Here is a 26,624-nt window from a genome sequence, read left to right on the forward strand (position 1 = left end):
TATGAAAAAAATAGGGACGTTAAACGCACTATTAGCAATATTTGCGCTATTCGTATCGATGCTGTGTTTTGCTTCAAAAGCACAAGCTCAAGAAATTTACACTGCGAATGAAAAATCGTTGGCTCGTCATTATGCTGTGCCTGACTGGTTCAGAGATGCAAAATTGGGAATTTACTTTACATGGGGCCCCTACACAGTAGCCGCAAAAGGAAACGAATGGTACCCCCGATGGATGCACTTTAAAGTGCCACCTGAAAGCTGGCAAGGAAAGAAACCAGGCTATCATATTGAGCTTCTCGATTGGCATACTCAAAATTTTGGGCACCCTTCAGAATTTGCGTATCACGATATGATTCCGCGCTTTACCGCTGAACACTTTGATGCTGCAGAATGGGTAGATTTGTTTGAATTAGCAGGCGCTAAATTTGCGGGGCCTGTTGCTATGCATCACGACGGCTATGCGTTGTGGGATAGTCAAATTACTCCTTGGAACTCGGCTAATATCGGCCCTAAACGCGATATTACAGGGGAAATCACAGCAGAGTTGAGAAAGAGGGGAATGAAGCTTATTACCACTTTTCATCACGCTAGAAATTTACAGCGCTATAAGGGGCAGTCATATGAACGGGCCTTGCAAAAGTATGGCCACTTGGATATGTATCACATGTACTGGAATTCACACTTTCCATGGGTTGATGGCTTAGCAACTTCGTCAAATGATCCTGAATTGGCGATTCTATACGGTAATATGGAAGAAGAAGAGTGGATAGATACATTCTGGTTAGGCAGTTTAAAAGAAGTTGTTGATAGATATCAGCCCGACATTGTGTGGTTTGACACTTGGCTGGATTTAATCCCAGAGCAAGCGCGATTTGAATTTGCTTCCTACTATTTAAATGCGGCAGGGCGATGGGGTAAAGACGTCATGATAACGCATAAAGATAGGGACATGCCTTACAGCTTCTCCGTAGAGGATTTTGAACAAGGCCGTCGCGATAAGCTAACCAATTTGCCATGGCTAACAGATGATACTATTTCGAAGCAAAGTTGGTCGTACATCGAGGGCTTGGAAATAAAACCTGCCAGTTGGGTGCTGCATGACTTTATTGATATTGTATCCAAAAACGGTCAGTTATCGCTGAATATTTCTCCTAAATTTGATGGCACTATTCCTGAGGATCAAAAAGCTGTATTGAAGGAGCTGGGTAATTGGCTTCATATAAACGGCGAGGCAATTTATAAAACCCGACCATGGAAAATTTTTGGTGAAGGTCCTACTAAAATGTCAAATAGTGGTCATTTTACAAAACATGTCGACTATACCGCTCAAGATATAAGATTTACTCAAAACGATAATACGCTATATGCAATTGCCCTAGGTATGCCGCATGAAGAAATCCTAATTTCATCTTTATCCTTAAACAACAGCCTAGAACACGATGCTGTCACTTCTGTAAAGAGCTTGAATGGCAACTACATCGAATATTGGAAGCAAGATATGGATGGGCTGCGGATAAAACTCAAAGCGAATTCACCCTCACAGCTGGCGTATGCCTTTTCTATACAATGGGAGAAACGTAATGATGACCTCGTATCTTTTACTAATAGTGGCGGTAACTAACGCATGATGAAACTCTACATTGATGGCGAACAACACACAGTAGATGTGGAGGAAAACATGCCGCTTCTATGGGTATTGCGTGATGTGCTTAATAAGAAAGGAACAAAGTTTGGCTGCGGTATGGGGTTATGCGGTGCTTGCACAGTCCATGTAAATGGCGAGGCTGTGCGTTCGTGTATTACACCCGTAGGAGTGGTGGAAGGTTCTGCAATTGCGACGATCGAGAGTGTTAGTAAAGAAGGGCAGGAACACGCTATTCAAATATCATGGCGAGAATACAATGTGCCTCAGTGTGGGTATTGCCAGTCGGGACAAATCATGAGCGCGTTGTCGATGTTAAATCACATCCCTTCACCAAGTGATGCTGATATTGATGCGTTTATGTCAGGTAATATTTGTCGTTGCGGTACCTATCCGAGGATCAAAGCGGCAATTAAGCACGCATCAAAGCTAATGCAAAGCAATCAAGCAGGTGATAAAAAATGATAGCGCCACCAACTGCATTTCTAGCAAAATTATCTCGCCGAGAGTTTCTAAGGTTATCTGGCGTAGCAGGCTCAGGACTGTTATTGGCCTGCAATACGACATATGCGTTAGGTGCAAGTGACTCATCGCGTATAAAATTTGACGCTATAGCGCCTCATCATCGGCTTAATATATTTGTGTCAATCCATACCGATGGCACCATAGACATAGTTTCTCATCGCTCAGAAATGGGGCAGGGGTCAAAAACTGGTATTGCTCAAATTATTGCCGACGAACTCGAGGCCGACTGGGAAATGGTTAGGGTTATTCAAGGACGTGGTAACAAGGCATACGGAAATCAAAATACCGATGGGTCCACTAGCATCCGGCTTTTTTGGGATAAATTGCGAGAAGTAGGCGCTTCTGCACGCACAATGCTAGAAAGTGCTGGTGCGGAGTATTGGCAGGTTTCTTTACAAGACGTTTTTGCAAAAAACGGGAGAGTTTTTAATAAGAAAAACGATAAGACTCTCGCTTATGGAGATTTGGCCGAACTTGCTAGCAAACAATCGATACCCGAGCCAAACACATTAAAGTTTAAGCCATTTTCCAATTATCAATATATTGGGAAAGGCATTACTATCGTTGACATTGATGATATTACATCAGGAAAAGCGTGTTTTGGCATTGATGTGACCTTGCCAGGAATGCTAATTGCGTCTATCGAGCGTTGCCCGGTGCTTCACGGTCAAGTCGAGTCATTTGATAGAGCTGCCGCATTAGCAGTTCCGGGAGTGCAAGAGGTAATACAAATGCCTGCGACCAAGGAGACGGTTGTGTATTTCCCGTTAGCTGGTGTCGCAGTGATTGCTACCAATACATGGGCAGCCATGCAAGGTCGAAAATTACTAAATGTTAAATGGACTTATAACGAAGAAGGTGAAGCGAATAGGGAGGTGAATTCTGAACCTTCGTTTGATATGTGGAGAAAGAGCCTATCTGATTTACCTGAAAAAGTAGGAGGAAAAGGTGACGTTACAAAAGGCTTTGAGCAGTCGGATTTAATTCTAGAAGCGAGTTATCAAACCCCTTATCTTGCTCACGCACCAATGGAGACACCCGCGGCGACAGCGTGGTTCAAAGACAACAAGTGCGAAATTTATGCAAGTGTCCAAGATCCGCAATCGACAATGCAAAACGCCGCGGCACTTACAGGTTTGCCTGAATCATCGTTTATAGTTACCCCAACGCTTCTCGGCGGCGCATTTGGTCGAAAATCAAAATCTGATTTTGTAAACGAAGCTGTTTTTCTTTCGCAAAGAATATCGAAACCCATTAAAGTGGTTTGGACTAGAGAGGATGACATCAAGCACGGTTACTATCATGCTGGAGCAGTGGAAAAAATAAAAGTGGGTATTGATAAAAAGGGTAAATTATTAGCATGGCACCGCCTTACGGCTTATCCCACCATATTATCCACATTCGATCATAAGGCGAATACGCCCCAAGATTTTGAGTTGAGCCTCGGTTTTGCAGACTTCCCTTACGATGTAGATAATGCGTTATTTGAAAAGGCAATGGCAGATAGTCCAGTTAGAATCGGCTGGATGCGCTCTGTATGCAATATTCAACATGCATTTGCGTTAAACTGTGCGGTAGATGAGGCGGCACACAAGGTAGATTTGTCCATGTCTGATTTTATCCTTGCTAATCTTGCCAAGGATAAAGATATCGATCACAAAGAAGAATACAATTTTGAATTTACCAATTACTCCGAAACACTAACGCGCCACCCATACTCAACGCGACGCTATCGTAAGGTTGTTGAAACTTTATTGTCGAACGCCCCCTTAAACGAAGCGTTACCCAATGGGCAAGGGTGGGGGCTCGCTGTTCACCGAAGTTTCGTGAGCTATGTTGCGGTGGCAACAAAGGTAAAGGTTGTTGAAAAAAAATTGGCTGTAGAAGAAATGCATTGCGTTATTGATTGTGGAACCGTAGTCAACCCAGATAGAGTTCGTGCTCAGATGGAAGGTGCGATGATTTTTGGGTTGTCATTATCGCTAATGGGAACAATAGATATTGATAACGGCGCGGTGAGGCAATCTAATTTCCATGATTATCCCGTACTAAGAATGTCACAGTGCCCTGCAATACATGTTCATATAATGGACGGGGGGAGCAACGCGCCGGGTGGTGTGGGCGAACCTGGGGTTCCACCTGTTGCGCCAAGCGTTGCAAATGCCATCTTCTCAGCTACAGGAAATCGTCATCGCACGTTGCCACTTAATAAATTTTATTCAGTTTGATATTCATTACTGGTTGTAAATGTAAGTGCCAATGCCTTGCATTGGCACCATCGCATCGTTCTAGCGACCAAAGCCGGCGTTGGCTTTTGGTGTAAAGCGGATGATGTAAAACTTGTTGGTAGAAGTACTACTTTTGTTGAAGGCTTTTGAGCGGTGTAATTGATTGGCCGTTGCTAAGATACCTTTATCGCCTGCATTGGCGAACCCTTCAACCCAAGCGAGTCTCTCATCTTTAAAAAGCGGTTGATATTGTCTTTTATTATTGATGATGGCAAGTGTGTTATTTGTTATGTCTGAAACATAAATATTTCCAGCTGTATCTATCGTAATTCCATCACTAAATGGTTTGCGGGCGAAAAATTCCACCTTGCTTGCTAAGCGTGCATCATTTAACTCATCGTTTAGCAAGTCTTCAGTTTTAACTCTATAGAGCGATTCAGACGTCATTGGCGCGAAATAGACCCACTCATCGTTGTGATCAATGGTTATCGGGTTTACGCCTATACGGGCATTTTCTTCCCCCATTGGGAGAACCTTACCGTCAATTACTATGTTTTTATCTTCTGGAATAGTGTAGGTAGACCCTGAAAGTACACGACGGATGTGTCCGGTATCAATATCTATAACGATTAGAGCAGATGTTTTTGCGTCAGCAGTATCTGAGATATAAATTGCATTATGCGTTCTATCAACCGCTAAATCGTTTAAAATATAGTTCTCACCAATATAAGGTTTGGTTATATGAAACATTTTAAACAATGTCTCGGTTTTCGTATCCCATCCAATTACTCTACCTGAATGGTAATCCCATCTTGTATCTAGAAACCATAAGACGCCCTCTTTGTCTGCAACTGTGCCTAAAACGGAAAACATGGATTCACTAAATGCTTTATTGGGGTAGGGAACAAACTCACCGTCTTGGGTAATTTCCAACAATTTGTAGTTAGCACCGTAAGCTTGGTGTGTGCTTAGAAATGTTCGCCCCTCTGGTGTAACGGCAATATTTGCAGGTGGTACAGTTTCATCCAACTCAAATAAAACGTCGAAATTAGGTTCAGCAAAAACTCGTAGGCTTAGCGGGCTTACTATAAGAATTAATAAAGCAATGACCAGACGAAGGCGCATAAAGTCTCCATAAATTAAGTGTTAGGATACAATAAATTGGGTAACCAAAGCGTAATCTCCGGTACCATCATAGTTAGCACTAACACTATAATCAGCGGTAATAGAAATGGCATAGTAGCTTTAGCCGTTTTTTCAACTGTTAAACCAGAAACTCGAGCAAGTACAAATAGCACCATGCCCAGAGGAGGGGTGAGTAGCCCGATCATAAGATTAAGCAGCATAATAATACCAAATTGAATCGGCTCTATTCCGGCGGCTATCGCGATTGGAAGTAAAATTGGGGTTAAAATTGTGATAGCAGCAATGGTTTCCATAAAGCAACCCACAATGAAAAGCAAAAGAGTAATACACAGATATAGCGTTACTTTACTTGTACCTGTTTGTGCTAAAAAGTCAGCGACTACCGCATCAATACCTTGACTGGTTAATACCCACGAAAAGATGGCTGCACCGCCAATGATCAACATTATCATACTTGTAGTTTCAACAGTTTCAGAAGACACCCTAAGGAGTCGTTTTAAGGTAAGAGTCTTGTACACAAACCCTGTAAGTATGATGGCATAAACACAGGCGACCACGGCGGCCTCAGTTGAAGTAAAAAAGCCGCTCACTATACCACCAACAATAATGAAGGGCGTCATCAACGAAAGCCCAGCTCTTTTAAACGTGCTTAAAATAGTAGAAAAAGCAAAACCAGCATCTTTTTGATACCCACGTTTATAAGCGACAAAGGCGACCATTAGTGATAGTGCGAGCGCCATTAAAAGCCCTGGGACTAAACCCGCTGCAAATAACTTACCTATACTTTCTGAAGCAAGTACACCATATATAATCATAGGTAAGCTTGGCGGAATTATGGGCCCAATTGTTGAGGATGCGGCCGTAAGCCCAACGGCAAAGTCCGTGTCATATCCTCGCGCTTTCATAGCATTTATCTCAATTGCTCCGAGTCCACCAGCGTCGGCAACCGCTGCACCAGACATTCCGGAAAATAATACTGACGCCCCTACATTTACGTGTCCTAACCCACCGCGTAACCAACCTACTAGTGCTTGGGCAAAGTCAAATATTCTATGAGTAATGCCACCTTGGTTCATTAATGCGCCTGCCATGACAAAGAATGGAATCGAAAGTAATGGAAAGCTATCCATGCCACCTACCATTTGGTGCAGAACAACAACAGAAGGAATGCTTCCTTCGTACAAAATAGCAAGTAAAGACGCGACGATAAGCGCTATTGCTATGGGAAAACCGATGAATATAAGCGCAAAAAGCGAGATAAAAAGCAGTAGTATGGTCATAAGTCTAATTTACGCTTGTATTAAAAGTGTTCCGTAGTAAAAAAGAGAACAGTTGCTGTGCAGCACGAACAAAGCATGCAAGCAAAGTCAGTGCTATAAAGCTATATAAGTAGCTGAATGAAAGGTTTAGTGCGCTCATCTCATGATTTTGTATCTTTAAAGCAATAATAAGACTAGAGGCAGCGAGGAAAAGCAAAGTAACCGAATTCACAATCAAAACACATCGAGTAACCCAATATTTAATTTTACTGGGCAAGCACAGTTGGAAGTAACTAAAGCTAATGTGGGTTTGTTTTCTAAAACCTTGAGCAGCGCCTAAAAAGGTTAGAAGAATCAATTGATATCGGGCGACTTCTTCTGTCCAGCCTAATGGCGCATTCAATAGATAGCGACTTAACACTTGTGCAGTAAGCGTTAAACCCAAAAACCAAAACAAAGTAATGGCTATTTTTTCGTCTAATTCGACTTTTTCGTTTGTGCTTTGAGTCGACTTACTAGAGAGATTGGATGTTATCATAAATACCTTGGCTCTTAGGTTGAAGGCGATCTGACAAATAACGTTGCGTTGCACGTTTAAAGGGCTGCGTATCAAGTGTGTGGACTACCACTCCGTTGTCAATAAACCAACGTTTGAGCTGGAGCTCTTCCAGTTCTATATCTCGAGATGCGCGAGTTGATGCTTCTTCTAGTAGACCTAATAAAACGCCCTGGTCCTTCTTGGAAAGCTCGTTTAAAAACCGGCTATTGGTAATGGTGAGTATTGAGCCAAGTATATGACCAGTTAAATTAATATGGGTTTGCACCTCATATAATTTTTTAGCGGAAATAGTCGGTAACGGGTTTTCTTGTGCATCTACTACCCCTTGTTGTAGCGCTAAGTACACCTCTGAAAAGGCAATAGGGCTGGGCTTTGCACCCAAAGAAAGAGGAAAAATGTGGTAAACCTTTGCACCTGGAACACGTATTTTTAGCCCCTGTATATCTTCGGGTGTATTTATTTGACGGTTTGCCGTCATGTGTCTGGTTCCATAATAAGTAACGCTTGCGATACGATTTCCACTAGCAAGCTCGCTGTAGTCTTCCGACATATCAAGGAATATTGAGGACTTAAAAAAACGTTGCCAATGAGAGATATCATTAAAAATATAGGGTAATTCAGAGAGACCCAACGGAGGGTGAGTTTGCGCCGCAAAACTGATACCAGTGTAGATAATATCTACAGTACCTAAACTAAGACTCTGATTGAGATGACCCTCTTTACCTAATAAAGAAGATGGGTAGACGAGAATCTTGTACCTTCCATTAGTTTCTTCATAAAAGCGCTCACTAGCCCATACTGCCCACTTATGAAGGGGATGAGAGGCTTCGTACACATGCGCCCAGCGCACTATTCTTGCGTTTGATGAAGCTGTATGAGGCTCAGCCGCGCATACCTCAATAGAAATGCCTATCGAAATACCAATGCCCGCAACCCAACAAGCAGAGTGTAGATAGCGCAAAACGACAAGCCAAACTTTCATCGCTAATGTTTATCCTAATATTAATTTGTATCACAGTTAATTGTTAACAAAATAAACAAATGTTATGCTGTTGTAAAGTAATTTGGTTTCCATGATGAAACACCGAAACGTTTTTAAAAGGAAGACACATGAGTAATACAGAAAATGTGGGATGTAATGAGACTGATAGAGGACCATGGCTTTTTTTGAGCTTGGTGGTTTTCATTCTTGGAATGTTTTGGCAACAAGCGACTGCTAGTGAAAAACGAGCCTATGAAAGTGTTCAAGTAGGGAGTGATACTCCGCCAAATATAATCGTCATATTGGCGGATGATTTAGGGTATAACGACGTGGGTTATACTGGTGTAACCGATATTCAAACACCAAATATTGATGCTTTAGCTGCAGAGGGGGTGCAGTTCACAAACGGTTATGTGACCCATCCTTATTGTGGGCCCTCTCGAGCTGGGTTATTAGCCGGAATATATCAAGCACGTTTCGGTATGGAAAATAATGTGAGCTACTTTCCGCAAGATAAAAACATGGGATTGCCCCTGTCTGTTAAGACTTTTCCAGAAAGGTTACAAGAGGTAGGTTACCGTACAGCTATTTTTGGAAAGTGGCATCTAGGTGGTGCCCCGCATTTTCAACCTAACAAAAGAGGATTCGACTACTTTTATGGCTTTTTAGACGGTGGGCATAATTATATGCCCGGCCAAGTTACTGTTGGAGGAGATGGCTATTCATTGCCGATTATGCGAAATACGCAGGTTGCTGAATTTGAGGAATACCTGACTACAGCATTAAGTCGAGAGGCTTCGGACTTCATCAAAGAAAACAGAAAATCCCCCTTTTTTATATTCATGTCGTACAACGCACCTCATACGCCACTGCAAGCACCCGAAGACACAATAAAAAAGTACGCTCATATTGAAGATACAGAGCGACGAGTATATGCGGCTATGGTCGATGAGATGGACAGTGGTATTGGGATGATTATTGATGCTTTGGACAGGCAAGGTTTGAGGGAAAACACCCTTATACTGTTTCTTTCCGACAACGGTGGGGTTTATCCGGAAGACTGGCAACCTACCAGCGACTGGGCTGATAATACACCGTTCAGACGTGGAAAAGTGAGTTTGTTAGAAGGAGGTATACACGTCCCTTTTCTTGCCAATTGGAAAGGCAAAATTGCCCCAGGGCAGGTGTTCGATGGCCTAGTATCTTCTTTGGATATAGCCGCTACAAGCACGGTATTAGCGAACGCAAACACCGCAGATCTTGAAGGAGTTAATTTGATGCCATATCTAACAGGTGAAAAAACAGGCTCTCCTCATAAGGCATTGTTTTGGAGGTTAGAAGAAGCCCAGCATATTTGGGCTGTTCGTACAGAGGATTACAAATATATGAACCAACCGTTGCCTGGTGTAGGGAGAAGCTTTTTCGATATGCGTCATGACCCTACAGAATCGAATAACATCGTAGATTCCAATATTGAGGCGCAGCAATCACTGGCGCGCAAGTGGAATATATGGAATAAAAAAAATCAAAATAATGTACTTCAGCAGTCATGGGAATATAAAGCTGAAGTCGATAAGTTTTTCGAGGCGTTACATCAGCGTAATCTTACTGAAGCTAAGAATAGGGAAGTGTATGTAATCGAATGAATTACAAAGTTAGCATTTGGAAATCCACTACCGAACGTTAATGTTTTTAACCGGCTGTTCAGGGAAATTATATGAAGCTGGAATCACTAGACTTAGCAATTTTCATTGGCTATGTAATAAGCCTTTTGTTCATAGCGTACCTGCTTTCCAAAAATGAGCGAAAGGAAAACCAGAATACAGAAGACTACTTTTTAGCAAGTAAGGCCTTACCTTGGTGGGCGATTGGTGCCTCTTTAATTGCTTCGAATATTTCCGCAGAGCAAATAATTGGTATGTCAGGCTCGGGGTATGCGATAGGCTTGGCGATTGCCTCATACGAGTGGATGGCGGCGATAACTCTGATCGTAGTGGGAAAATATTTACTTCCTATTTTCTTGAAAAACGCAATTTATACAATGCCTCAGTATTTGGAGCAGCGTTTCGACTCCAGAGTTAAGACAACACTTGCTTTGTTTTGGCTTTCGGTATTTATCTTTGTGAATCTTACTTCTGTGTTATGGCTTGGAGGACTGGCTATCCAAACCATAATGGGAATTAGTTGGCTATATGGGATGATTTTTTTAGCTTCATTTTCTGTAGTGTACTCACTCTATGGCGGGCTAAAGGTAGTTGCTTATACCGACATTATTCAAGTGGTTTTACTCGTTGTAGGTGGCTTTGTGTTGAGCTATCTAGCACTTGATACTATCGGAAATGGCAAAGGAGTTATAGCTGGTTTTAACACTATGACCGAAAGTACGCCAAAACACTTTGATATGATTTTGTCAAAAGAGAGTCCGCACTATATGAGTCTTCCTGGTATTTCAGTACTAGTCGGTGGATTATGGGTGATGAACATAGGTTATTGGGGATTCAATCAGTATATAATTCAACGTGCGTTAGCAGCAAAAAGTCTCAAAGAAGCACAAAAAGGTATTGCTTTTGCTGCCTACCTTAAATTACTGATGCCTATTATTGTCGTGTTGCCGGGAATTGCTGCCTTTATTCTATATCCTGATTTGACCGCGCCCGATCAGGCATACCCATCAATGATGGAACTAATGCCAATTGGATTGAAAGGGTTGGTATTCGCAGCATTAGTTGCTGCTATTGTTTCATCGCTTGCGTCGATGACAAATAGTATTTCTTCTATTTTCACAATGGATATATTTCGGACTTTACAGCCTGATAAGAGTCAGAAATTTTATGTACGAGTGGGGAGAATAACTACGATCGTATCTTTGATTTTGGCATTACTGACCGCCCAACCACTCCTTGGAAAATTTGATCAGGCATTTCAATATATCCAAGAATTTACTGGCCTCTTTTCGCCAGGCATCACAGCGATTTTTCTTTTAGGTATGTTCTGGAAACGAACGACATCATCTGGTGCCCTTGCGGCAGCGTTAAGCTCGGCTGGTTTTTCAATTGTATTTAAGTTAGCGTGGCCTGCCATACCATTCATGGACCGTATTGGGTATGTATTCATTTTGTGCATAGTTGTTGCGACCATTACTTCACTTCTCGGAAAACCCTCGATTACAGATACTTCTGTAGATGTCTCGACAATCAATTTTAAAACGCAGCGTAGCTTTAACGTGTCAGCACTAGGAATTATGATTTTGCTCGTATTACTCTATTTTAAATGGTGGTAGTGGAGGTGCGTTGGAGCGGTAAGAATACTCGCGCAATGAACTCGACAAAGGCGAGCAGTTGTTTGCTAACTACTTTTTGTAAAGAGAAATTTGATACCGAACCTGGTAAATACGAAACCCGTGCAAGAGTTCAATCAAATGTTAAATTTAGGGTGGGTCGTTACACTTTTTGATTTCGCCAGTGAGAAAGAGCATAGTTGAAAACTAGGCGACATTACCTATTGAATATGCACAAAAAAGAGCCTAAGAGCTCAGCGCGCTGTTGTCATCAGGCATAAATTGTAGAAAAGCGGCAAGATAAGAAATCGAGACTTTAGGGTTCAGTGTGTTGGCTAAAAATCCCGCGACATTGGTAAAGCCTGTAGGATACGCAAAAACAGGCACTGTTTTGGCAATAAGTAATCCGATAGGCGCAGTAGAAATCAAAAGTAAATTAGTAACACAAATGAAAGATAATACTTTCTAAATCCATTTCAAAGTTCCTAAAAAATGAGCGTCAAGCAATGCTCGTATTGTTCAATAAATTGTGTTTTCCGATAAACATTATCAATGGTTTTACTGTTGCCTATTCCAACATGCTCAATTTCACCGATAGATAACTATCGGTGACTGAGCATATAGGAAAAGGTATAATGTGTTAAATGGCCTCGTTCATATAAATAGTTTTCTTATCAAGGTACTGCTCTAGACCGTATTGACCGTCCTCGCCGCCCATTCCGCTCTTTTTCCAACCATTATGGAAACCTTGATGCTGCTCTCCGATACCTCTATTGACATACACTTCACCAACCTCCATCTCGTCAATGGCCTGGTTTATATATGCTAGTGATTTAGTATATAAGTACGCGGATAGTCCGTATTCACTGTCATTTGTGTATGCAATAGCCTGGTCTATGCTGTCAATTTTGCAGATTGGCAAAATAGGGCCAAACGTTTCTTCGTGCATAAGTACGTTATCTTGTGCAACATTGCCCACCAATGTAGGTTCAAACCAGTGACCCTTCTCAAAGCCGTCAATGCTTGTTTTACTGCCACCTGTGATAATTTCTGCGCCTTGTTCTAAACTCTTACCCAGAAGAGACGAAATATTGTCAATCTCTCGAGCATTAACTTTCGGGCCCATTTGCGTTGTTGGCGACATTGGATCGCCTACCACTAATGCTCTGACTTTAGGGGTAAGCTTTTCAATAAATTCATCATACACATTTGAATGAACATAAAGGCGCTCTGCACAGGTGCATACCTGACCACAATTAGCAAAACGGGTGTCTATTAAGTCGTTTACCGCTTTGTCTATATCAGCATCTTCCATAACAATAAAGGGCGCTTTACCACCCAACTCGAGCATTACAGGTATCATATGCTTACCGGCTGATTGATATATGTGCTGACCTGCCCGAGTACTCCCCGTCATGGTAATAAGTTTGGTGATAGGACTTTCGCACAGGTATTGACCTACTGAGTTTCCCGTACCGTTGACAATATTCAGCACTCCCGCTGGAATTCCAGCTTGATTGGCCAATTCGCCAAGCATCATTGTTGAAAGCGGAGTCTCTTCTGTAGGTTTTAACACCATAGTGTTTCCTGTTACTAGGGCTGGGCCTATTTTTCTGCCAGCCAGCGCTAACGGAAAATTCCATGCTGTAATACCAACAACCACGCCGCGTGGTACTTTGTGAATATAAATTTTTTCGTTTTCGTTATCTGAGGGCAGAATGTCGCCGCTAATGGTGAGTGCATTGTCACATGCATAATCAATGAAACTAGCGGTTACAGCCACTTCCATTTCAGCAACGCCAATAAGCTTGCCCTGTTCCTGAACGATTAAAGGTGCTAGGGAAGGGGAGTTATCTCGTATAAGCTGTGCGAATTTTCGAAGCACGGTTGCTCTTTCTCGAGCCGTTTTTTTTGCCCATCCTTTTTGGGCCCGCTGTGCACTAATGAGTGCTTGCTCTGCATCATCTTCACAGCCTAGCGGCACTTCACCCACTGCTTCGCTTGTTGAAGGATTTAAAACGGGTATAGACTCCGCACACACTGATTCACAGTATTGGCCATTAATAAAATGCTTTTTATTGTATTTAAACATGAATTATCTTCCCATCCATCCGCCATCAACGAGCACAGTAGCGCCATTCATGTAGTCAGATGCCTTAGATGCTAAAAATACCGTTGGGCCCACAAAGTCGGTAGGCTCTCCCCAACGTCCTTGTGGTATACGACTTAGAATAGATGCCGCTCTTTGTGGATCATTTCTTAGTGCCTCTGTATTGTCTGTGGCAATATAACCTGGTGCTATCGCATTAACGTTTACACCTTGTCCTGCCCACTCATTAGCAAGTGCTTTTGTTAACTGCCCAATTGCTCCTTTGCTCGCAGCATAGCCAGGTACTGTTATACCACCTTGAAAAGTTAATAATGAAGCTGTAAAAATGATTTTTCCCGACTTATTTGCAACCATATCTTTGCCTATCTCACGGCTAAGAATAAATTGAGCATTGAGATTAACTTCGATAACCTTATCCCAGTACTCATCACTGTGGTTCGTTGCTGGATCTCTTAGAATAGTACCGGCATTGTTCACTAATATATCTATTTTTGGATGATCGTTTTTCACTTTTTCAATAAATTTATAAACGTCATCCCTGTTGCTAAAGTCACACTGATAAGCCGAAAAGCGCTTTCCTGATTCAATAACGCCCTTTTCAGTCTCACTGCCATGATTTAGTGAGGCCGAAACTCCTATAACATCAGCGCCAGCTTGAGCCAATCCTATTGCCATCGCTTGACCTATGCCTCTGCTGCAGCCGGTCACCAATGCTGTTTTCCCTTCTAAACTAAACAGTTCGCTCATTATTGTACCTCCTCAATAAGCGACACAAGCGCTTTCATACCCGAAGGATTTCCGTCCATCGACTTAAACGCATCACCAATGTTTGATAATTGGTTTACTGAGCTAATGAAAGGGGCTAAATCTAACGACTCATTTGCAATTAAGGATATTGCGTGCTCAAAGTCTTCGTGCTCATATACGCGAGCACCTAAAAGCTCGAGCTCTTTCCAGAAAAACTTAAACAAATCTACTTGTGGTTTTTGGGAGTGAATAGCTACCATGCAAATACGCCCCCTTACTGCCGCAATGTCCGTCATTACATCAACAGCGGCTTGCACACCTGATACTTCAAAAACAACATCAGCGCCCTTGCCATTTGTCCATGTATTTACCTGCTCAATAACATCTTGGTTAATAGGGTCAACAGTCCTAATACCGTTATTTTCAGCAAATTGTCGGCGCGTGTCATTTACTTCAGAAATCATTACGTTAGCGCCTTTAGCTTTAGCAACTAAAGCCACTAATTGACCAATAGGGCCACCGCCAATAACGATAACATCTTCATTTTGAGAAACACGTGCACGTGAAACATCGTGACATGCAACAGCGAGAGGCTCTACCAGTGCCCCCATTTTTAACGAAACATTACTTGGTAACTTATGTAATGTTCTTGCTTTAACTGTCCAAGAGCTCTGGAAGGCTCCAGGAGTGTCTATCCCCATGAATTTTAAGTTTTGACAAACGTGCGAGTGTCCGGCTTTACATGCTGGACACTCAAGACAATAATCCAACGGTCTTACTACCACATTATCGCCCAGTGCTACGTTAGTAACTCCTTGTCCAATTTCCGCTACTACGCCTGACATTTCGTGACCGATAATTTGAGGTGGCGAAACTCGTGCATCCATGACGCCATGGTAAATGTGCATGTCAGTACCGCAAATACCCACATATCCTACATTCAATCGAACTTCGCCAGGTCCTGGTGGAATAGCCGTTCCGGACTGGACGTTAAACGTCTTGTTACCTATATACTGTGCTGAAAACATAATAATTCCTTACATGACCTTATGCGGTGAGAGTTTTTCTTTATCAAAAATTACGCCTACACCAATGACATTGGGCGCAACGGCAAAGCCGTCTTTATCTAAAGTGACCGGGTGCTTCGTATAAGCATCTATGGGGAACGAGTGGTATTCCATCATTCCTGCATTAGGCTGGGAAGCCATCAATGATACGTGCAGCTCCTGCATTCCATGACTACAAACTTTCAGGTTATTTATATGAGCGAGGCTCGCGACTTTTAACCAGCCAGTAATCCCGCCAATATTCGATGCATCGGGCTGAAGGTACGAGAGTTTTGATTGATTGATGGCATAATTGAACTCATACAATGTATGTAAATTCTCACCCATTGCTAGAGGGATGTTGGTTGCACATGCAATGCGTGAATAGCTTTGATAGTCGTCTGGAATTGTCGGTTCTTCAAACCAATGAATATTGTATTTCTCAATCGCGTTGGCGAATCGAATAGCATGTTCAGGAGACATAGAATAGTTGGCGTCCACCATAAAAGCGACGCTGTCTCCAATGTGATTTCGAACTGCTGCGACTCGGGCAATATCTTCGTTTATATCAGGCTTACCCACTTTTATTTTTACTGCCTTGAACCCTTTTTTCAAATATCCGTCTACGTTCGATATAAGCTTTTCTTCATTGAAATTAAGGTCTATTCCTCCAGCGTAGCAAGGGGTCCTATCTGAAAAACCGCCCGCTAGACGCCAAAGGGGTTGTTGGATGCGCTTGCAGCGAATGTCCCACAAGGCAATATCAACGGCAGATATCGCAAAACTTACTAAACCACCACGCCCCACATAGTGCAATGCATATTGCATTTGCTCCCAGATAGACTCAACGCAATCAGCATCTTTACCTACCAAAAATTTGGCTAAGTCATATTTTAAAAGGCTGAATATAGCTTGTCCGCCTTTACCGCCTGTGTAGGTATAGCCAGTACCTTGGGTACCATCTCCGCATGTCACTGTGCAGGTAATCAACTCAAAATGTGTATGGTCACCGTGTTTTGCGTCGCTTAACACTTCCGGGAGTGGGATAACGTAATAGCTAACCTCAACATCTTTGATACCACTGGCAGAAACATGATTTGTACTTAAAGGGATTGCTGTCACTTTCGCATCCTTATAAAACCTATATTTTTTAATTGTACATTGTTAACAATTAATAGCAAACTTTTGATTTGTGGGAAAGAGCGAATTTGCGAATGAGTGAAAATTGCAACGTAACATTTATAATACTTTTCTATGTTGTTGATTATTCACTAAATATCTCTCAAACGGATAGTTTCAAAAAACCAATTTTTGTAAAATGTTAACAAAAATGTTGACAGTTGTATTATTAAAAGTAAGGTTTTCGTTAAGGCGAATGATATTTTTTAAGGGGTATTATGACTATTCGAACCAGGTTTAGCGTGGTTGCCACGTGTGTTTTAGCTGTGTTTGGGCTTCAATCGTGCGCAAAGCGCGAAGCATATTTAATTACTGACACGAAAGAGTTGGCTTCACAACATGAAAGCAATACTTCTCACGACATGCTTGAGTCGATGGTTAAGTTAAATGAAAACACTAAAAGCCTGATAAACGCTAATGCAGTAGATTGGCAAATTTCAACCGCAGACGATGGAGAAAAGCAGCTCAATATAAAATTTAACGCAGCATCAGCAAATAAACCATTTTTAACTATTAATGCTGAGTCGACGTGGGATTTTAGTTTGAACGACACGGTCGCCGTAGTAATGGATATTGATAACCCGAGCAGTGAGCCTGTACACCTTCATGTAGCCCTAACTGATGTGCACGGGAAAAAACACAATCGCAATAGCGCTATACCTCCTCATTCTTCTGCATCTTATTATTCTTTGATAAAAGGGGAGAATGTATCCTTAGATACTGGTATGCGTTCGAACCCCAAACATTGGGACACCAACTACACTCAGCTAATATGGAGAACGGGCTCAAAAGAGATAGATGTCAGTAAAATCAAATCAATTACCTTCCAAGTGATGGGGGTAATGGCCGATAAATATATCACCGTTAGAGATATTAGAGCAGTGCGCCCAACCTCTTTTATTCAAGATTCGGCGAAGCATATTGTCGACGAATTTGGCCAAAACAATAAAATTGATTTTGAAGGCAAAGTTACGTCCATCGACAATTTGCGGCAACATTTCAAAGAAGAAAGTGTTGAACTTCAAGCGCAATTTCCCACTGATAGGAGCAAATTTGGTGGGTACCTCAATGGACCAAAATTAGAAAGTACGGGGTATTTTCGCACTGAAAAGCATGATGGAAAATGGGCCCTTGTAGACCCTGAAGGGTATTTGTTTTTCTCAACAGGAATAGCCAATGTTCGAATGGCAAATACATCTACTATCACCGGGTTTGATGTGCCTGACGCCTATGTTAAATCAAGGACGAGTACTGATTTAACGCCTGAAGATTCAATGGGCCTCAATAGGCTGAGTAATGAAGCAGCAGAGCATCGCTTCGAGGCATCTGCCATACGTGCCAATATGTTTACTTCCTTGCCCGATTATAATGAAGATTTAGGTAACTTTTATGGCTATCGACGCTCTGTGCATACGGGAACGATCGATAAAGGCGAAACCTACAGTTATTACATGGCGAATTTGGCTAGGAAATTTGGAGACATGACGGTAGATGGAGTACTAGATAAGTGGGAGTCACTAACGGTTAAGCGTATGCAAAGCTGGGGCTTTACTTCGTTTGGTAACTGGATTGATACGCGTTTTTACGACAATGACAACTTCCCATATTTTGCTAATGGCTGGATTATTGGTGATTTCAAAACGGTAAGCTCAGGCAATGACTATTGGGCGCCTATTCCTGACCCTTTTGATGAAAAGTTCGCTGAACGAACTGATGCTACAGTGAAGCAGATAGCGCTAGAAGTTAAAGATAGCCCTTGGTGCGTAGGAGTGTTTATCGATAACGAAAAGAGTTGGGGGATTATGGGGAGCCCCGAATCTCAATTCGGTCTAGTAGCGGGTACGATGGCGCTTAATGCAAGCGATAGTCCCGCAAAAACAGCTTTTGTTGAGTGGCTAAAAAATAGATACGAAAGCATCCAGACTCTAAACAAAAATTGGGGTGTATCCTTCGTTAGCTTTGACGAATTAAATGAAGGCTTTGCAATCAACTTTAATTCAACGGAGGCAATTCAAGACTATAGTGAACTTCTCACCTTTTATGCGGAAGCCTATTTTAAAACGGTAGCTGATTCGATGGGTAAATACATGCCCAATCATCTCTATATGGGGGCTAGGTTTGCGGACTGGGGCATGACACCAGAACTGCGCAGTGCAGCTGCGAAGCATGTTGATGTAATGAGTTATAACTACTACAGAGAGGGTATTAACCCTGTATTTTGGCATTTTCTAGAAGAGCTAGATATGCCTTCTATTATCGGAGAGTTTCATATGGGAGCCTTGGACTCTGGTTTATTCAACCCAGGTTTAATTGGAGCTCATACACAAGAAATACGTGGGCAAATGTACGAAACTTATATGAACTCTGTAATCGACAATCCTTATTTTGTAGGGGCTCACTGGTTTCAGTACATTGACTCTCCAATTGCAGGGCGCGCTTATGATGGAGAAAACTACAACGTAGGTTTTGTTTCAGTTGCAGATATTCCCTACAAGCCATTTATTAAATCTGTCAAGCAAGTCAACTACTCGTTATATCAACGTAGGTTTGAGAAGTGATTATTATGGAATGTAAAGACAAATGGAGAGGTTTTTGTATAGCTGGCATATTTGCTTTGTCTGGAAAACTAGCGCTTGCCAAAGAATGCGAGTCTTTAGGTGAACGCCTTAATTCTACAAACTTGGAGTTGTTAAGTGTAGTAACTAAAGACAGTAAATTATGTGTATTAGAGAGTGGCTTCCAATGGACAGAAGGGCCTGTTTGGGTAAACGAGTTAAATGGGCTCTTATTTTCTGATATTCCAGCTAGTAAAGTATACCACTACAGTGAAAAGTCGGGAGTTACAGAGTTTTTAAGTGACAGTCGCTTTTCTAATGGTCTAATCATGTCTCCTGATAGAAAGTTATTACTGCTTCAATCTCGAAATCGAACGGTAAGCTTGATGGAAGGAGATGTTGATGAGCCGAACTCTACTTATAAAAACCTAATTACTTCTTATGATTCAAAGCGCTTGAATAGTCCAAACGATGGCGTGTTTAACACAACAGGTGACTTGTTTTTTACTGACCCTCCTTACGGGTTACCCAAAGGCATAGATGATCCAACCAAAGAACTACCGTTTCAAGGCGTCTTTTTATTCACTAAGGCGGGCCAGCTTAATTTATTAGAAAGTGAGCTTAGTTTTCCAAATGGGATAGCTCTAGCGTTAGATGAAAGCTATTTAGTGGTAGCGGTGTCTGACGAAAAACATAAAGCATGGTACCAACTTGAGCTAGGCGACGATAGTTCAGTTACGAAGAAAACACTTATACATGAGCATAAAGACATAGAGGGTGAAAACTCTAGCGGTCTTCCTGATGGCTTAGCTTTTCACAGTAATGGACTGTTGTTCGCGACAGGCCCGGAGGGGCTTTTTGTTTTCGATAGCAATTTAGTGTTGGTTGGTCGTATTTCCATTCCAAATGTCACGTCAAATGTTGCTTTTGATAGTACTTACAAAACTTTATATATAACAGCTAATGACACATTGATGTCTTTAAGTATGATGTAATTGTTTATATTTTATTGTTAACAATTATGATGTGATGGGTTAAGATAATCGTCATGATTAGGTTGGTGTTTTAACTAACCATTAACAATGGTAAAGAAGATCAAGAATGAACTCCAGACAAATTATTGCGAATGCAGTTATCGTGGCCCTAGGTGGGTTTATATTTGGATTAGATGCAGCACTTATATCGGGTACCGTTAAGTTCATCACAATGGAATTCGGTTTGAGCGATTTAGAAATAGGTGCAGTAGTAAGTGCCCCTGGTTTTGGAGTGCTCTTCGCACTTCTTGTGACGGGGCAAATTTGCAATGCTTTTGGTAGACGAACCACTTTACTTATCATCTCTTTCCTTTACTTGTTTTCTGCAGTTTTTTCTGTAATAGCTTTTTCATTCGAGACATTGGTTGCCGCTAGATTTATCGGCGGATTGGCATTTACCTCGTTGTCAGTGGCGGCTATGTATATTGGAGAAGTTGCTCCTCCTCAATGGCGGGGAAAGTTAGTGTCTATGATTCAAATTAACATTGTAGTAGGGCTATCTGCAGCGTACTTTGCAAACTATGGCATTGTACAATTGAGCAAGTCAGATCTAACTTGGGTTCACGCAATTGCCTTAGACACAGCCACATGGAGATGGATGCTTGCAGTTGAAATCTTGCCGGCCATCATGTGGTTTATATTGCTCTTTAAAATACCGAGAAGCCCAAGATGGTTGGTAATGCAGGGACGTGATGATGAAGCACTACTAGTAATGCAATCGATGATGCCTATGGAGCTGGCGCGTAAAGAACTAGCCAATGTCAGATTGAATCTGCAAAAAGATGGAGGTGCGTCAGCGAGCGTGAAGGAGTCTTTTAAAATATTATTTTCTAGTCGTGTACGAACAGCTGCATTAGTGGGGGTGACAATAGCAATTGTTCAGCAAATAACAGGTATTAATGCCATTATGTTTTACGCTCCAACGGTTTTCGAGCAAGTGGGAATAGGCTCTGATGCAGCATTTCTCCAAGCTGCTATTGTTGGAACTATTAGTGTGTTTTTTACTGTACTCGCCATTTTACTAATAGATAAGCTAGGTCGGAGACCGCTAATAGTTTGGGGATTGGCATGGGCTGCAATCAGTTTGTTTGCATGTTACCTAGGGTTCAGTTCGGCAACTTATGAAGTAAACGAGCAAGCACTACTGCAATTAAAAGGATTTTCCGAGCTGTCTGCACTAAACCAACTTGAAGGCGTTGTTTACCAGTCGGATATTGCTTTTAAACATGCGCTTCAAGATACAGTTGGAATTGAAGTAGCTAAGCAATTTGAAGGTGAAATTTTGCAAGCCAGCACGACTATGAACGGTATCTTAGTGCTGGTGGGTATTTCAAGCTTTATTGCCGCATTTCATTTCTCTATTGGACCTGTTATGTGGGTGCTTTTTTCTGAGATATTTCCTACGCGTGTTCGAGGTGTTGCGATACCAGCCTTTGCTCTTATCGCCAGTATCGTTAGCTATTTGGTCCAGCAGTTCTTTCCTTGGCAGTTATCTAATATGGGAGCAGCAGATATTTTCTTGTTCTACACGGTATGTGGAGTCGTTGGATTTATTGTGTTGTTTAAATTAATGCCAGAAACCAAAAACAAAAGTATTGAAGAAATTGAAGCTTTTTTCGCTTCAAAGCAATTGGCGAAAGGGCTGTAAGTTATGCCACAAAATAATCATGGGAAATCATTACTTGCTATTGGTGAGTGCATGGTCGAGCTTGCTTCATTTGATCACAGTGAAGAGCTATGCCGATTGGGATTTGCGGGGGATACACTCAACGCACTTATCTACGCAAAGCGTTGGGATTCTTCTTTGAAATGTGCCTTTTATAGTGCAATAGGGGTAGATAATTTCAGTAATAAAGTGTTGTCTTTTTTTGAGCGACACGAGATCGACGCAGAGTACGTCGCTCGCAGTAGAAATAGAAATATTGGTCTATACAGCATAGTAATCGATAGAGAAGGTGAAAGGAGCTTCGATTATTGGAGAGAACAATCAGCTGCCCGATCGATGATGTCATTACATCAAGCTCGCAATACTGTTATTAAAGATGTTGATATTATTTTTTTCAGCGGTATAGCACTTAGCATTATGTCTGAAAATGATAAACAAAACCTCATAGAACTTGTCTCTGCTTGTAAGTCAGGTGGAGTGAAAATTGCGTTTGATCCAAACTATCGACCTGCGATGTGGAGTGGGCATGATCATGCAAAGCTTTGGTTTGATAAGGCATATCAACTTTCTGATATTGCACTGCCAGGGCTTGATGACCATCGAGCTGTATATGGTCATGAAAACGTAAACGATATTGTAGACCACTTAAATTCCCTTGGTTGCAGAGAGTTTGTAGTAAAGGCTGGAAAGCAAGGAATGTTGGCCTATGTAGATGGCGTATGCGTTTGTCAGCAACCGTTTAAACCGGAAAAGCAAACCGACACAACCGCTGCCGGAGATTCTTTCGCTGGTGTTTATCTCGCTGCACGCTTAAATGATAAAGATGTCGCAACCTCAGTTGCTGCGGCTGATGCCATGGCGCGGCAAGTTGTGCAGTATCACGGTGCCATTGTTCCGCAGGAAAGCACCGAAAAAGCCAAGAACGAATTTAAACAGCAGTGTGGTAAAGGAGAGTATTAATGAGTCAACAGTTGAGCTTAGCCACCAAGAGAGCGATAGAAAGGGGGTATGATAAAAAAGGCCCCGAATGGATGATTGAGTTTGATGTGTATCCGTTAAAAGGCGATTTTGCATATCAAGAAGGGGTGATTCGTAGAGACCCTTCTTCTATTGTTAAAGTAAACGGTATTTTTCATTGTTGGTATACTAAAGGTGAGGGTGAAACAGTGGGGTTTGGGTCTTCAAATCTTGAAGACAAGGTATTCCCGTGGGACCTTACAGAAGTTTGGCATGCGACGTCGGAAGACGGTGAAACTTGGAAAGAGCAAGGAGTAGCGATATCGAGGGGGGAGCCTGGGTCTTATGATGACCGTGCGGTTTTCACCCCCGAGATTTTTGTTGAAAACGATAACTACTACTTGGTCTATCAAAGTGTTAAGACTCCCTATACCAATAGACAGTATGAAGAAATTGCGATAGCACACGCTACAAGCCCATACGGACCATGGCAAAAGTCACCTGAGCCTATTGTTTCCCCAGCAAAGGATGGTGAGTGGAAAGGGGAAGAGGACAACCGATTCCACGTTGAATCTAAAGGAAGCTTTGATAGCCATAAGGTTCATGATCCTTGCCTGCTATCTTTCCGAGGAAAGTACTATCTCTATTACAAAGGAGAGACAATGGGGGAGTCGATGAATATGGGCGGACGAGAAATAAAGCATGGCGTAGCAATTGCTGAGTCGCCGCTTGGGCCTTACACGAAATCTGAGTTAAACCCAATTTCAAATAGTGGTCATGAAGTCGTCGTTTGGAATTATAACGGTGGCATCGCGTCCCTATTAACTACCGATGGCCCCGAGAAGAATACGATTCAATTTGCCAATGATGGCCTTAACTTTGACATCATGGCACATATAAAAGGTGCGCCTGAAGCTATAGGTCTCTATAGGGAGGAGATTGAAAAAAGCAAGGCGCCAGGGTTGAGTTGGGGGCTATGCCATAAATATGACGCGAGCTGGAATTGGAATTTCATCTGTAGATTTAAGACACGTAAACAAATACTCGATGCTGGTACATTTCAAAACGTTGCAAGTTGAATAAAATAACAATTCATCTTTGCCTAAACGTTTTTTCTATAATTTAGGCAAAGTCTAATCCTTTAACGAGGAAATTATTTAAAGAGGTGGGCTTAGTGGCGTTGAAATTGAAAACCGTATAGCGCCGCTATTCCCGTTAGGCTTTATCAAATTTTTAATTTGGTTTTTTATTACGAGGGGAAACCTCTGTTTTTATAAAGGTATCATGCCAAATCGGCCAACGTCTCTTGGAATTCTCGCAACTCTTAATTGCTACAATTAAAAGTGTAATAAAAAGTTTTTCAGATATAAGATGATGAGTAGTTACATATTCATTACCTGCTAACGAACCAACCAGAAACCTGAGTCCGCTTATTTCCAGTCGCCCGTTTTTAGTGCGTGGGGGGACATGTCTGTGATTTCATGGGAGTAGGGATACACACCCGAAATATGCGTTACCGAGAGCACAGAAAGAGACACAAAGCGCTCTGCACCCTCAAATTCCGTTATATTAGGCTCGAGCGATTCGACACTTGCCTTTGCTTTAATAAAAAGAAGATCGCCTGTTTCATTGTCCCAAAAACACAAACCTACGCGTGGGTCTAGTAGGATGTTGCCCAAAGTATTAAAGAACTTATTCCCGCTAAAATCAGGGAAGGTTATTGTATTTCCTTTCACGTTAACAAAGCCTGCTTTGCCCCCTCTGTGAGATACGTCCAAGCCTTCGTTTGCTTCTTGTCCCAGAGAACTATGCCGTGAAGCAATAAAAAATGTCTCAGCGCTTTCTATTATTGTACGAACCCTGGTGTCGATTACGTTTGTTGTGGTAGTGGCCATATTAACATTGCAAGACGCGTTACTCTCTGGCTGCACACCTATGGCAAGACGTCGCCTTTTTGTCGTGTTTCGTTTATGAATATACTGAGGGCAGTTACCGAAACTTTGATCTACTAATATCGTAAGGTTGCCGTTATTCGCGTGGTTTATCGTACCGTTTAGTCGATTTCTTCGCCTTGTTGCATATTCAATTCCGACTATACCCACTTTGCTTCCTGAAATCACGTCGAGATCTAACGCACCCAGCATCATGTTCCATACTTGTACTTGAAGGCTAAAGCGCAATTGGGTGGGCGAGGGACTTTCTATGAAATCTCCTTCTCCCCACACAGGAACGGCTACAGGGTAGCCTTCGTCATTTACCAAGGCTAAAACGGTGAACGGGCTAGAAGTAAAGAAAAGCCTATGCTGCTCTGGCATGTAGCTACGGATGAATCCCTTGGTTCGCTCGCCTATTTCCTTATCAATACCGAGTTTCTTTTGCAGAGCAATTTCACCATGGTGAAACGCAGGGTTTATTGACGGTAGCCTAGGTAGTGACATAGCAACCTCCTAATTTCGAGCTGGAGCAATATCAGATGATGGCATTGGAACAAAGCCGTTTAAGCTCTCGATAGCCTTTAGCCATTCAGTTATGCGAGGGTGCTTTTCCAGCGATATGCCACCTTCAGGGGCGTGAGCCATGTAAGAATACATAGCGATATCTGCGGCGGTGACGTGATGACCTACTAGAAAAACACTTTTCGAATGCAATAAATGCGCTTCGATGTTTTCTAGCAATGTAGCGCTGGTGGCAAGTACAGTGGGAACATGAACTGTTGCGCCAAACACGTATTCTAATCGCGCGGCAGCGGGCCCTTTAGCAAGTTCACCTGCTGAAACCGAGAGCCAACGTTGAATAAGCGCTTTTTCTTTGGCACTTTTTCCTAACCAATAATCGCTGTCTGCATATGCGTTGATCAAATAAACCAAGATGGCATTAGAGTCAGCCAAAGTGATATCGCCGTCAGTTATCACGGGGACTTGTTTGAAAACGTTAAGTACACTAAAACGCTCACTTTTGTGCTCGCCACTGGCCATGTCAGGTTCAACGGTTATAAAAGGAATGGCGTTGAGCGCCATAAATAGCGAAACTTTATGACAGTGGCCAGACTTAGGGTTTTGAATCAAAGTTATAGGGTGTTGGGGCTTAACTTTATTTATTTGGTGCGTCATGGGATATTTCTCACAATAGGCATAGTTAGATTAATGTCGTCACTGAACTTGTTTATAGTTCAAGCTCCGACAGTGAAGGAAAGTCATCGGGGCGTCGGTCACCATCCCAGGTAAATTTTCTATCACCCTCAGCAATAGGATGTTCGTTAATACTGGCTATACGCTTTTCCATTAGCCCTTCCGGGTTAAACTGCCAATTTTCGTTGCCGTAAGCTCTGAACCATTGTCCAGAATCGTTTTTGTACTCATAGGCAAAGCGCACCGCAATGCGGTTTGAGCCATATGTCCATAGCTCTTTTACCAGTTTATAATTGAGCTCTTTGTTCCACTTTCGCGTTAAAAAACTTACTATTTGAGCTCGCCCTTCAATGAACTCTGCGCGGTTACGCCAGCTACAGTCAAAGGTATAAGCACCCGCAACTTTTACTGGGTCTTTACTGTTCCAAGCGTCTTCAGCAAGGCGCACTTTTTGCGCTGCGGTTTCAAGTGAAAATGGTGGTGTTGGCGCTCTCATAAATGTCTCCTCGTGTTATCGGTCTGTGGTTTATCAATATTGTTTGAATTGAAAGTGCGAATTAGCTTATGGAAATACTAATGCTTTC

General features: G+C 42.2%; 21 protein-coding genes. 10 read left to right on the forward strand and 11 right to left on the reverse strand.

Annotated elements, in window-relative coordinates:
- The first annotated feature begins 1 nt into the window (after position 1).
- Genes PCAR9_RS08125 through PCAR9_RS08135 form a run of 3 tightly spaced genes read left to right on the forward strand, consistent with a single transcriptional unit; the run spans position 2 to position 4,395 of the window.
- Entirely contained in the window at positions 2-1,621 is a 1,620-nt protein-coding gene (locus PCAR9_RS08125; RefSeq protein ID WP_179983162.1) for an alpha-L-fucosidase, read from the forward strand.
- Positions 1,622-1,624: 3 nt separating this feature from the next.
- The gene (locus PCAR9_RS08130; RefSeq protein WP_131136154.1) at positions 1,625-2,107 is read left to right on the forward strand and encodes a (2Fe-2S)-binding protein; all 483 of its coding nucleotides are present in this window, start codon (positions 1,625-1,627) and stop codon (positions 2,105-2,107) included.
- Positions 2,104-4,395, forward strand: coding sequence for a xanthine dehydrogenase family protein molybdopterin-binding subunit (locus PCAR9_RS08135; RefSeq protein WP_179983163.1), 2,292 nt, complete (start codon positions 2,104-2,106; stop codon positions 4,393-4,395). The genes PCAR9_RS08130 and PCAR9_RS08135 overlap by 4 nt, the downstream gene beginning before the upstream one ends.
- 60 nt (positions 4,396-4,455) lie before the next feature.
- Here PCAR9_RS08135 and PCAR9_RS08140 read toward each other — a convergent pair whose 3' ends face one another.
- Genes PCAR9_RS08140 through PCAR9_RS08155 form a run of 4 tightly spaced genes read right to left on the reverse strand, consistent with a single transcriptional unit; the run spans position 4,456 to position 8,341 of the window.
- Complete coding sequence (locus PCAR9_RS08140; protein ID WP_179983164.1) at positions 4,456-5,520, reverse strand: L-dopachrome tautomerase-related protein; 1,065 nt, start codon at positions 5,518-5,520, stop codon at positions 4,456-4,458.
- A 14-nt stretch (positions 5,521-5,534) separates the two neighbouring features.
- On the reverse strand, positions 5,535-6,821 hold the full coding sequence (locus PCAR9_RS08145) for a TRAP transporter large permease (protein ID WP_179983165.1): 1,287 nt from the start codon (positions 6,819-6,821) through the stop codon (positions 5,535-5,537).
- A 4-nt stretch (positions 6,822-6,825) separates the two neighbouring features.
- Positions 6,826-7,338, reverse strand: a complete 513-nt coding sequence (locus PCAR9_RS20250) for a TRAP transporter small permease (RefSeq protein ID WP_179983166.1) — start codon at positions 7,336-7,338, stop codon at positions 6,826-6,828.
- Positions 7,316-8,341 carry a sialic acid TRAP transporter substrate-binding protein SiaP gene (locus tag PCAR9_RS08155; RefSeq protein WP_179983167.1) on the reverse strand — a complete coding sequence of 342 codons (1,026 nt, stop codon included), beginning with the start codon at positions 8,339-8,341 and terminating at the stop codon, positions 7,316-7,318. Before PCAR9_RS08155 ends, PCAR9_RS20250 begins: the two co-directional genes overlap by 23 nt.
- 128 nt (positions 8,342-8,469) lie before the next feature.
- On the opposite strand from PCAR9_RS08155, the gene PCAR9_RS08160 reads away from it, so the two are divergent.
- Both PCAR9_RS08160 and PCAR9_RS08165 read left to right on the forward strand, forming a co-directional pair.
- Positions 8,470-9,987, forward strand: a complete 1,518-nt coding sequence (locus tag PCAR9_RS08160) for a sulfatase family protein (protein WP_232091157.1) — start codon at positions 8,470-8,472, stop codon at positions 9,985-9,987.
- A 71-nt stretch (positions 9,988-10,058) separates the two neighbouring features.
- The gene (locus tag PCAR9_RS08165; protein ID WP_179983168.1) at positions 10,059-11,621 is read left to right on the forward strand and encodes a sodium/sugar symporter; all 1,563 of its coding nucleotides are present in this window, start codon (positions 10,059-10,061) and stop codon (positions 11,619-11,621) included.
- A 637-nt stretch (positions 11,622-12,258) separates the two neighbouring features.
- On the opposite strand, the gene aldA is transcribed toward PCAR9_RS08165, so the two are convergent.
- Genes aldA through PCAR9_RS08185 form a run of 4 tightly spaced genes read right to left on the reverse strand, consistent with a single transcriptional unit; the run spans position 12,259 to position 16,643 of the window.
- A complete protein-coding gene (gene aldA, locus PCAR9_RS08170) occupies positions 12,259-13,710 on the reverse strand; it encodes an aldehyde dehydrogenase (RefSeq protein WP_179983169.1) in 1,452 nt (483 codons plus the stop codon).
- A gap of 3 nt (positions 13,711-13,713) precedes the next feature.
- Positions 13,714-14,475: an SDR family NAD(P)-dependent oxidoreductase gene (locus PCAR9_RS08175; RefSeq protein ID WP_179983170.1), complete on the reverse strand. Its 762-nt coding sequence runs from the start codon at positions 14,473-14,475 to the stop codon at positions 13,714-13,716.
- Positions 14,475-15,503: a zinc-dependent alcohol dehydrogenase gene (locus tag PCAR9_RS08180; RefSeq protein ID WP_179983171.1), complete on the reverse strand. Its 1,029-nt coding sequence runs from the start codon at positions 15,501-15,503 to the stop codon at positions 14,475-14,477. The genes PCAR9_RS08175 and PCAR9_RS08180 overlap by 1 nt, the downstream gene beginning before the upstream one ends.
- A 9-nt stretch (positions 15,504-15,512) precedes the next feature.
- The gene (locus PCAR9_RS08185; RefSeq protein ID WP_179983172.1) at positions 15,513-16,643 is read right to left on the reverse strand and encodes a mandelate racemase/muconate lactonizing enzyme family protein; all 1,131 of its coding nucleotides are present in this window, start codon (positions 16,641-16,643) and stop codon (positions 15,513-15,515) included.
- A 275-nt stretch (positions 16,644-16,918) separates the two neighbouring features.
- Between PCAR9_RS08185 and PCAR9_RS08190 the strand changes: the two genes are divergently transcribed.
- The 5 genes from PCAR9_RS08190 (at position 16,919) to PCAR9_RS08210 (ending at position 23,991) form a co-directional block, all read left to right on the forward strand.
- Complete coding sequence (locus PCAR9_RS08190; RefSeq protein WP_179983173.1) at positions 16,919-19,258, forward strand: beta-galactosidase; 2,340 nt, start codon at positions 16,919-16,921, stop codon at positions 19,256-19,258.
- A 5-nt stretch (positions 19,259-19,263) separates the two neighbouring features.
- Positions 19,264-20,250 (forward strand): SMP-30/gluconolactonase/LRE family protein, encoded by a 987-nt coding sequence (locus tag PCAR9_RS08195; protein ID WP_179983174.1) that lies wholly within the window; start codon positions 19,264-19,266, stop codon positions 20,248-20,250.
- Between the two features lie 106 nt (positions 20,251-20,356).
- The gene (locus PCAR9_RS08200; RefSeq protein ID WP_179983175.1) at positions 20,357-21,937 is read left to right on the forward strand and encodes an MFS transporter; all 1,581 of its coding nucleotides are present in this window, start codon (positions 20,357-20,359) and stop codon (positions 21,935-21,937) included.
- Between the two features lie 3 nt (positions 21,938-21,940).
- Positions 21,941-22,915: a sugar kinase gene (locus PCAR9_RS08205; protein WP_179983176.1), complete on the forward strand. Its 975-nt coding sequence runs from the start codon at positions 21,941-21,943 to the stop codon at positions 22,913-22,915.
- Complete coding sequence (locus PCAR9_RS08210; protein WP_179983177.1) at positions 22,915-23,991, forward strand: glycoside hydrolase family 117 protein; 1,077 nt, start codon at positions 22,915-22,917, stop codon at positions 23,989-23,991. Before PCAR9_RS08205 ends, PCAR9_RS08210 begins: the two co-directional genes overlap by 1 nt.
- Positions 23,992-24,342: 351 nt before the next feature.
- Here the strand turns inward: PCAR9_RS08210 and PCAR9_RS08215 are convergent, their stop codons facing one another.
- From PCAR9_RS08215 to PCAR9_RS08225, 3 genes are read right to left on the reverse strand one after another with little or no spacing between them, the layout of a single operon-like run.
- Complete coding sequence (locus PCAR9_RS08215; RefSeq protein ID WP_179983178.1) at positions 24,343-25,350, reverse strand: pyridoxamine 5'-phosphate oxidase family protein; 1,008 nt, start codon at positions 25,348-25,350, stop codon at positions 24,343-24,345.
- A gap of 9 nt (positions 25,351-25,359) precedes the next feature.
- Positions 25,360-26,022, reverse strand: coding sequence for a glutathione S-transferase family protein (locus tag PCAR9_RS08220; RefSeq protein ID WP_179983179.1), 663 nt, complete (start codon positions 26,020-26,022; stop codon positions 25,360-25,362).
- A 52-nt stretch (positions 26,023-26,074) separates the two neighbouring features.
- Positions 26,075-26,536 carry a nuclear transport factor 2 family protein gene (locus PCAR9_RS08225; protein ID WP_179983180.1) on the reverse strand — a complete coding sequence of 154 codons (462 nt, stop codon included), beginning with the start codon at positions 26,534-26,536 and terminating at the stop codon, positions 26,075-26,077.
- Positions 26,537-26,624 lie beyond the last annotated feature (88 nt).

The sequence above is a fragment of the Alteromonas macleodii genome (assembly GCF_903772925.1).
In the GTDB taxonomy this organism is placed as follows: Bacteria; Pseudomonadota; Gammaproteobacteria; order Enterobacterales; family Alteromonadaceae; genus Alteromonas; species Alteromonas macleodii_A.

What these genes read in the sequence shown, in the direction of transcription:
- PCAR9_RS08125 (WP_179983162.1), top strand. Translation starts at nt 2, where the DNA reads ATGAAAAAAATAGGGACGTTAAACGCACTATTAGCAATATTTGCGCTA.
- PCAR9_RS08130 (WP_131136154.1), top strand. Translation starts at nt 1,625, where the DNA reads ATGATGAAACTCTACATTGATGGCGAACAACACACAGTAGATGTGGAG.
- PCAR9_RS08135 (WP_179983163.1), top strand. Translation starts at nt 2,104, where the DNA reads ATGATAGCGCCACCAACTGCATTTCTAGCAAAATTATCTCGCCGAGAG.
- PCAR9_RS08140 (WP_179983164.1), bottom strand. Translation starts at nt 5,520, where the DNA reads ATGCGCCTTCGTCTGGTCATTGCTTTATTAATTCTTATAGTAAGCCCG.
- PCAR9_RS08145 (WP_179983165.1), bottom strand. Translation starts at nt 6,821, where the DNA reads ATGACCATACTACTGCTTTTTATCTCGCTTTTTGCGCTTATATTCATC.
- PCAR9_RS20250 (WP_179983166.1), bottom strand. Translation starts at nt 7,338, where the DNA reads ATGATAACATCCAATCTCTCTAGTAAGTCGACTCAAAGCACAAACGAA.
- PCAR9_RS08155 (WP_179983167.1), bottom strand. Translation starts at nt 8,341, where the DNA reads ATGAAAGTTTGGCTTGTCGTTTTGCGCTATCTACACTCTGCTTGTTGG.
- PCAR9_RS08160 (WP_232091157.1), top strand. Translation starts at nt 8,470, where the DNA reads ATGAGTAATACAGAAAATGTGGGATGTAATGAGACTGATAGAGGACCA.
- PCAR9_RS08165 (WP_179983168.1), top strand. Translation starts at nt 10,059, where the DNA reads ATGAAGCTGGAATCACTAGACTTAGCAATTTTCATTGGCTATGTAATA.
- aldA (WP_179983169.1), bottom strand. Translation starts at nt 13,710, where the DNA reads ATGTTTAAATACAATAAAAAGCATTTTATTAATGGCCAATACTGTGAA.
- PCAR9_RS08175 (WP_179983170.1), bottom strand. Translation starts at nt 14,475, where the DNA reads ATGAGCGAACTGTTTAGTTTAGAAGGGAAAACAGCATTGGTGACCGGC.
- PCAR9_RS08180 (WP_179983171.1), bottom strand. Translation starts at nt 15,503, where the DNA reads ATGTTTTCAGCACAGTATATAGGTAACAAGACGTTTAACGTCCAGTCC.
- PCAR9_RS08190 (WP_179983173.1), top strand. Translation starts at nt 16,919, where the DNA reads ATGACTATTCGAACCAGGTTTAGCGTGGTTGCCACGTGTGTTTTAGCT.
- PCAR9_RS08195 (WP_179983174.1), top strand. Translation starts at nt 19,264, where the DNA reads ATGGAATGTAAAGACAAATGGAGAGGTTTTTGTATAGCTGGCATATTT.
- PCAR9_RS08200 (WP_179983175.1), top strand. Translation starts at nt 20,357, where the DNA reads ATGAACTCCAGACAAATTATTGCGAATGCAGTTATCGTGGCCCTAGGT.
- PCAR9_RS08205 (WP_179983176.1), top strand. Translation starts at nt 21,941, where the DNA reads ATGCCACAAAATAATCATGGGAAATCATTACTTGCTATTGGTGAGTGC.
- PCAR9_RS08210 (WP_179983177.1), top strand. Translation starts at nt 22,915, where the DNA reads ATGAGTCAACAGTTGAGCTTAGCCACCAAGAGAGCGATAGAAAGGGGG.
- PCAR9_RS08215 (WP_179983178.1), bottom strand. Translation starts at nt 25,350, where the DNA reads ATGTCACTACCTAGGCTACCGTCAATAAACCCTGCGTTTCACCATGGT.
- PCAR9_RS08220 (WP_179983179.1), bottom strand. Translation starts at nt 26,022, where the DNA reads ATGACGCACCAAATAAATAAAGTTAAGCCCCAACACCCTATAACTTTG.
- PCAR9_RS08225 (WP_179983180.1), bottom strand. Translation starts at nt 26,536, where the DNA reads ATGAGAGCGCCAACACCACCATTTTCACTTGAAACCGCAGCGCAAAAA.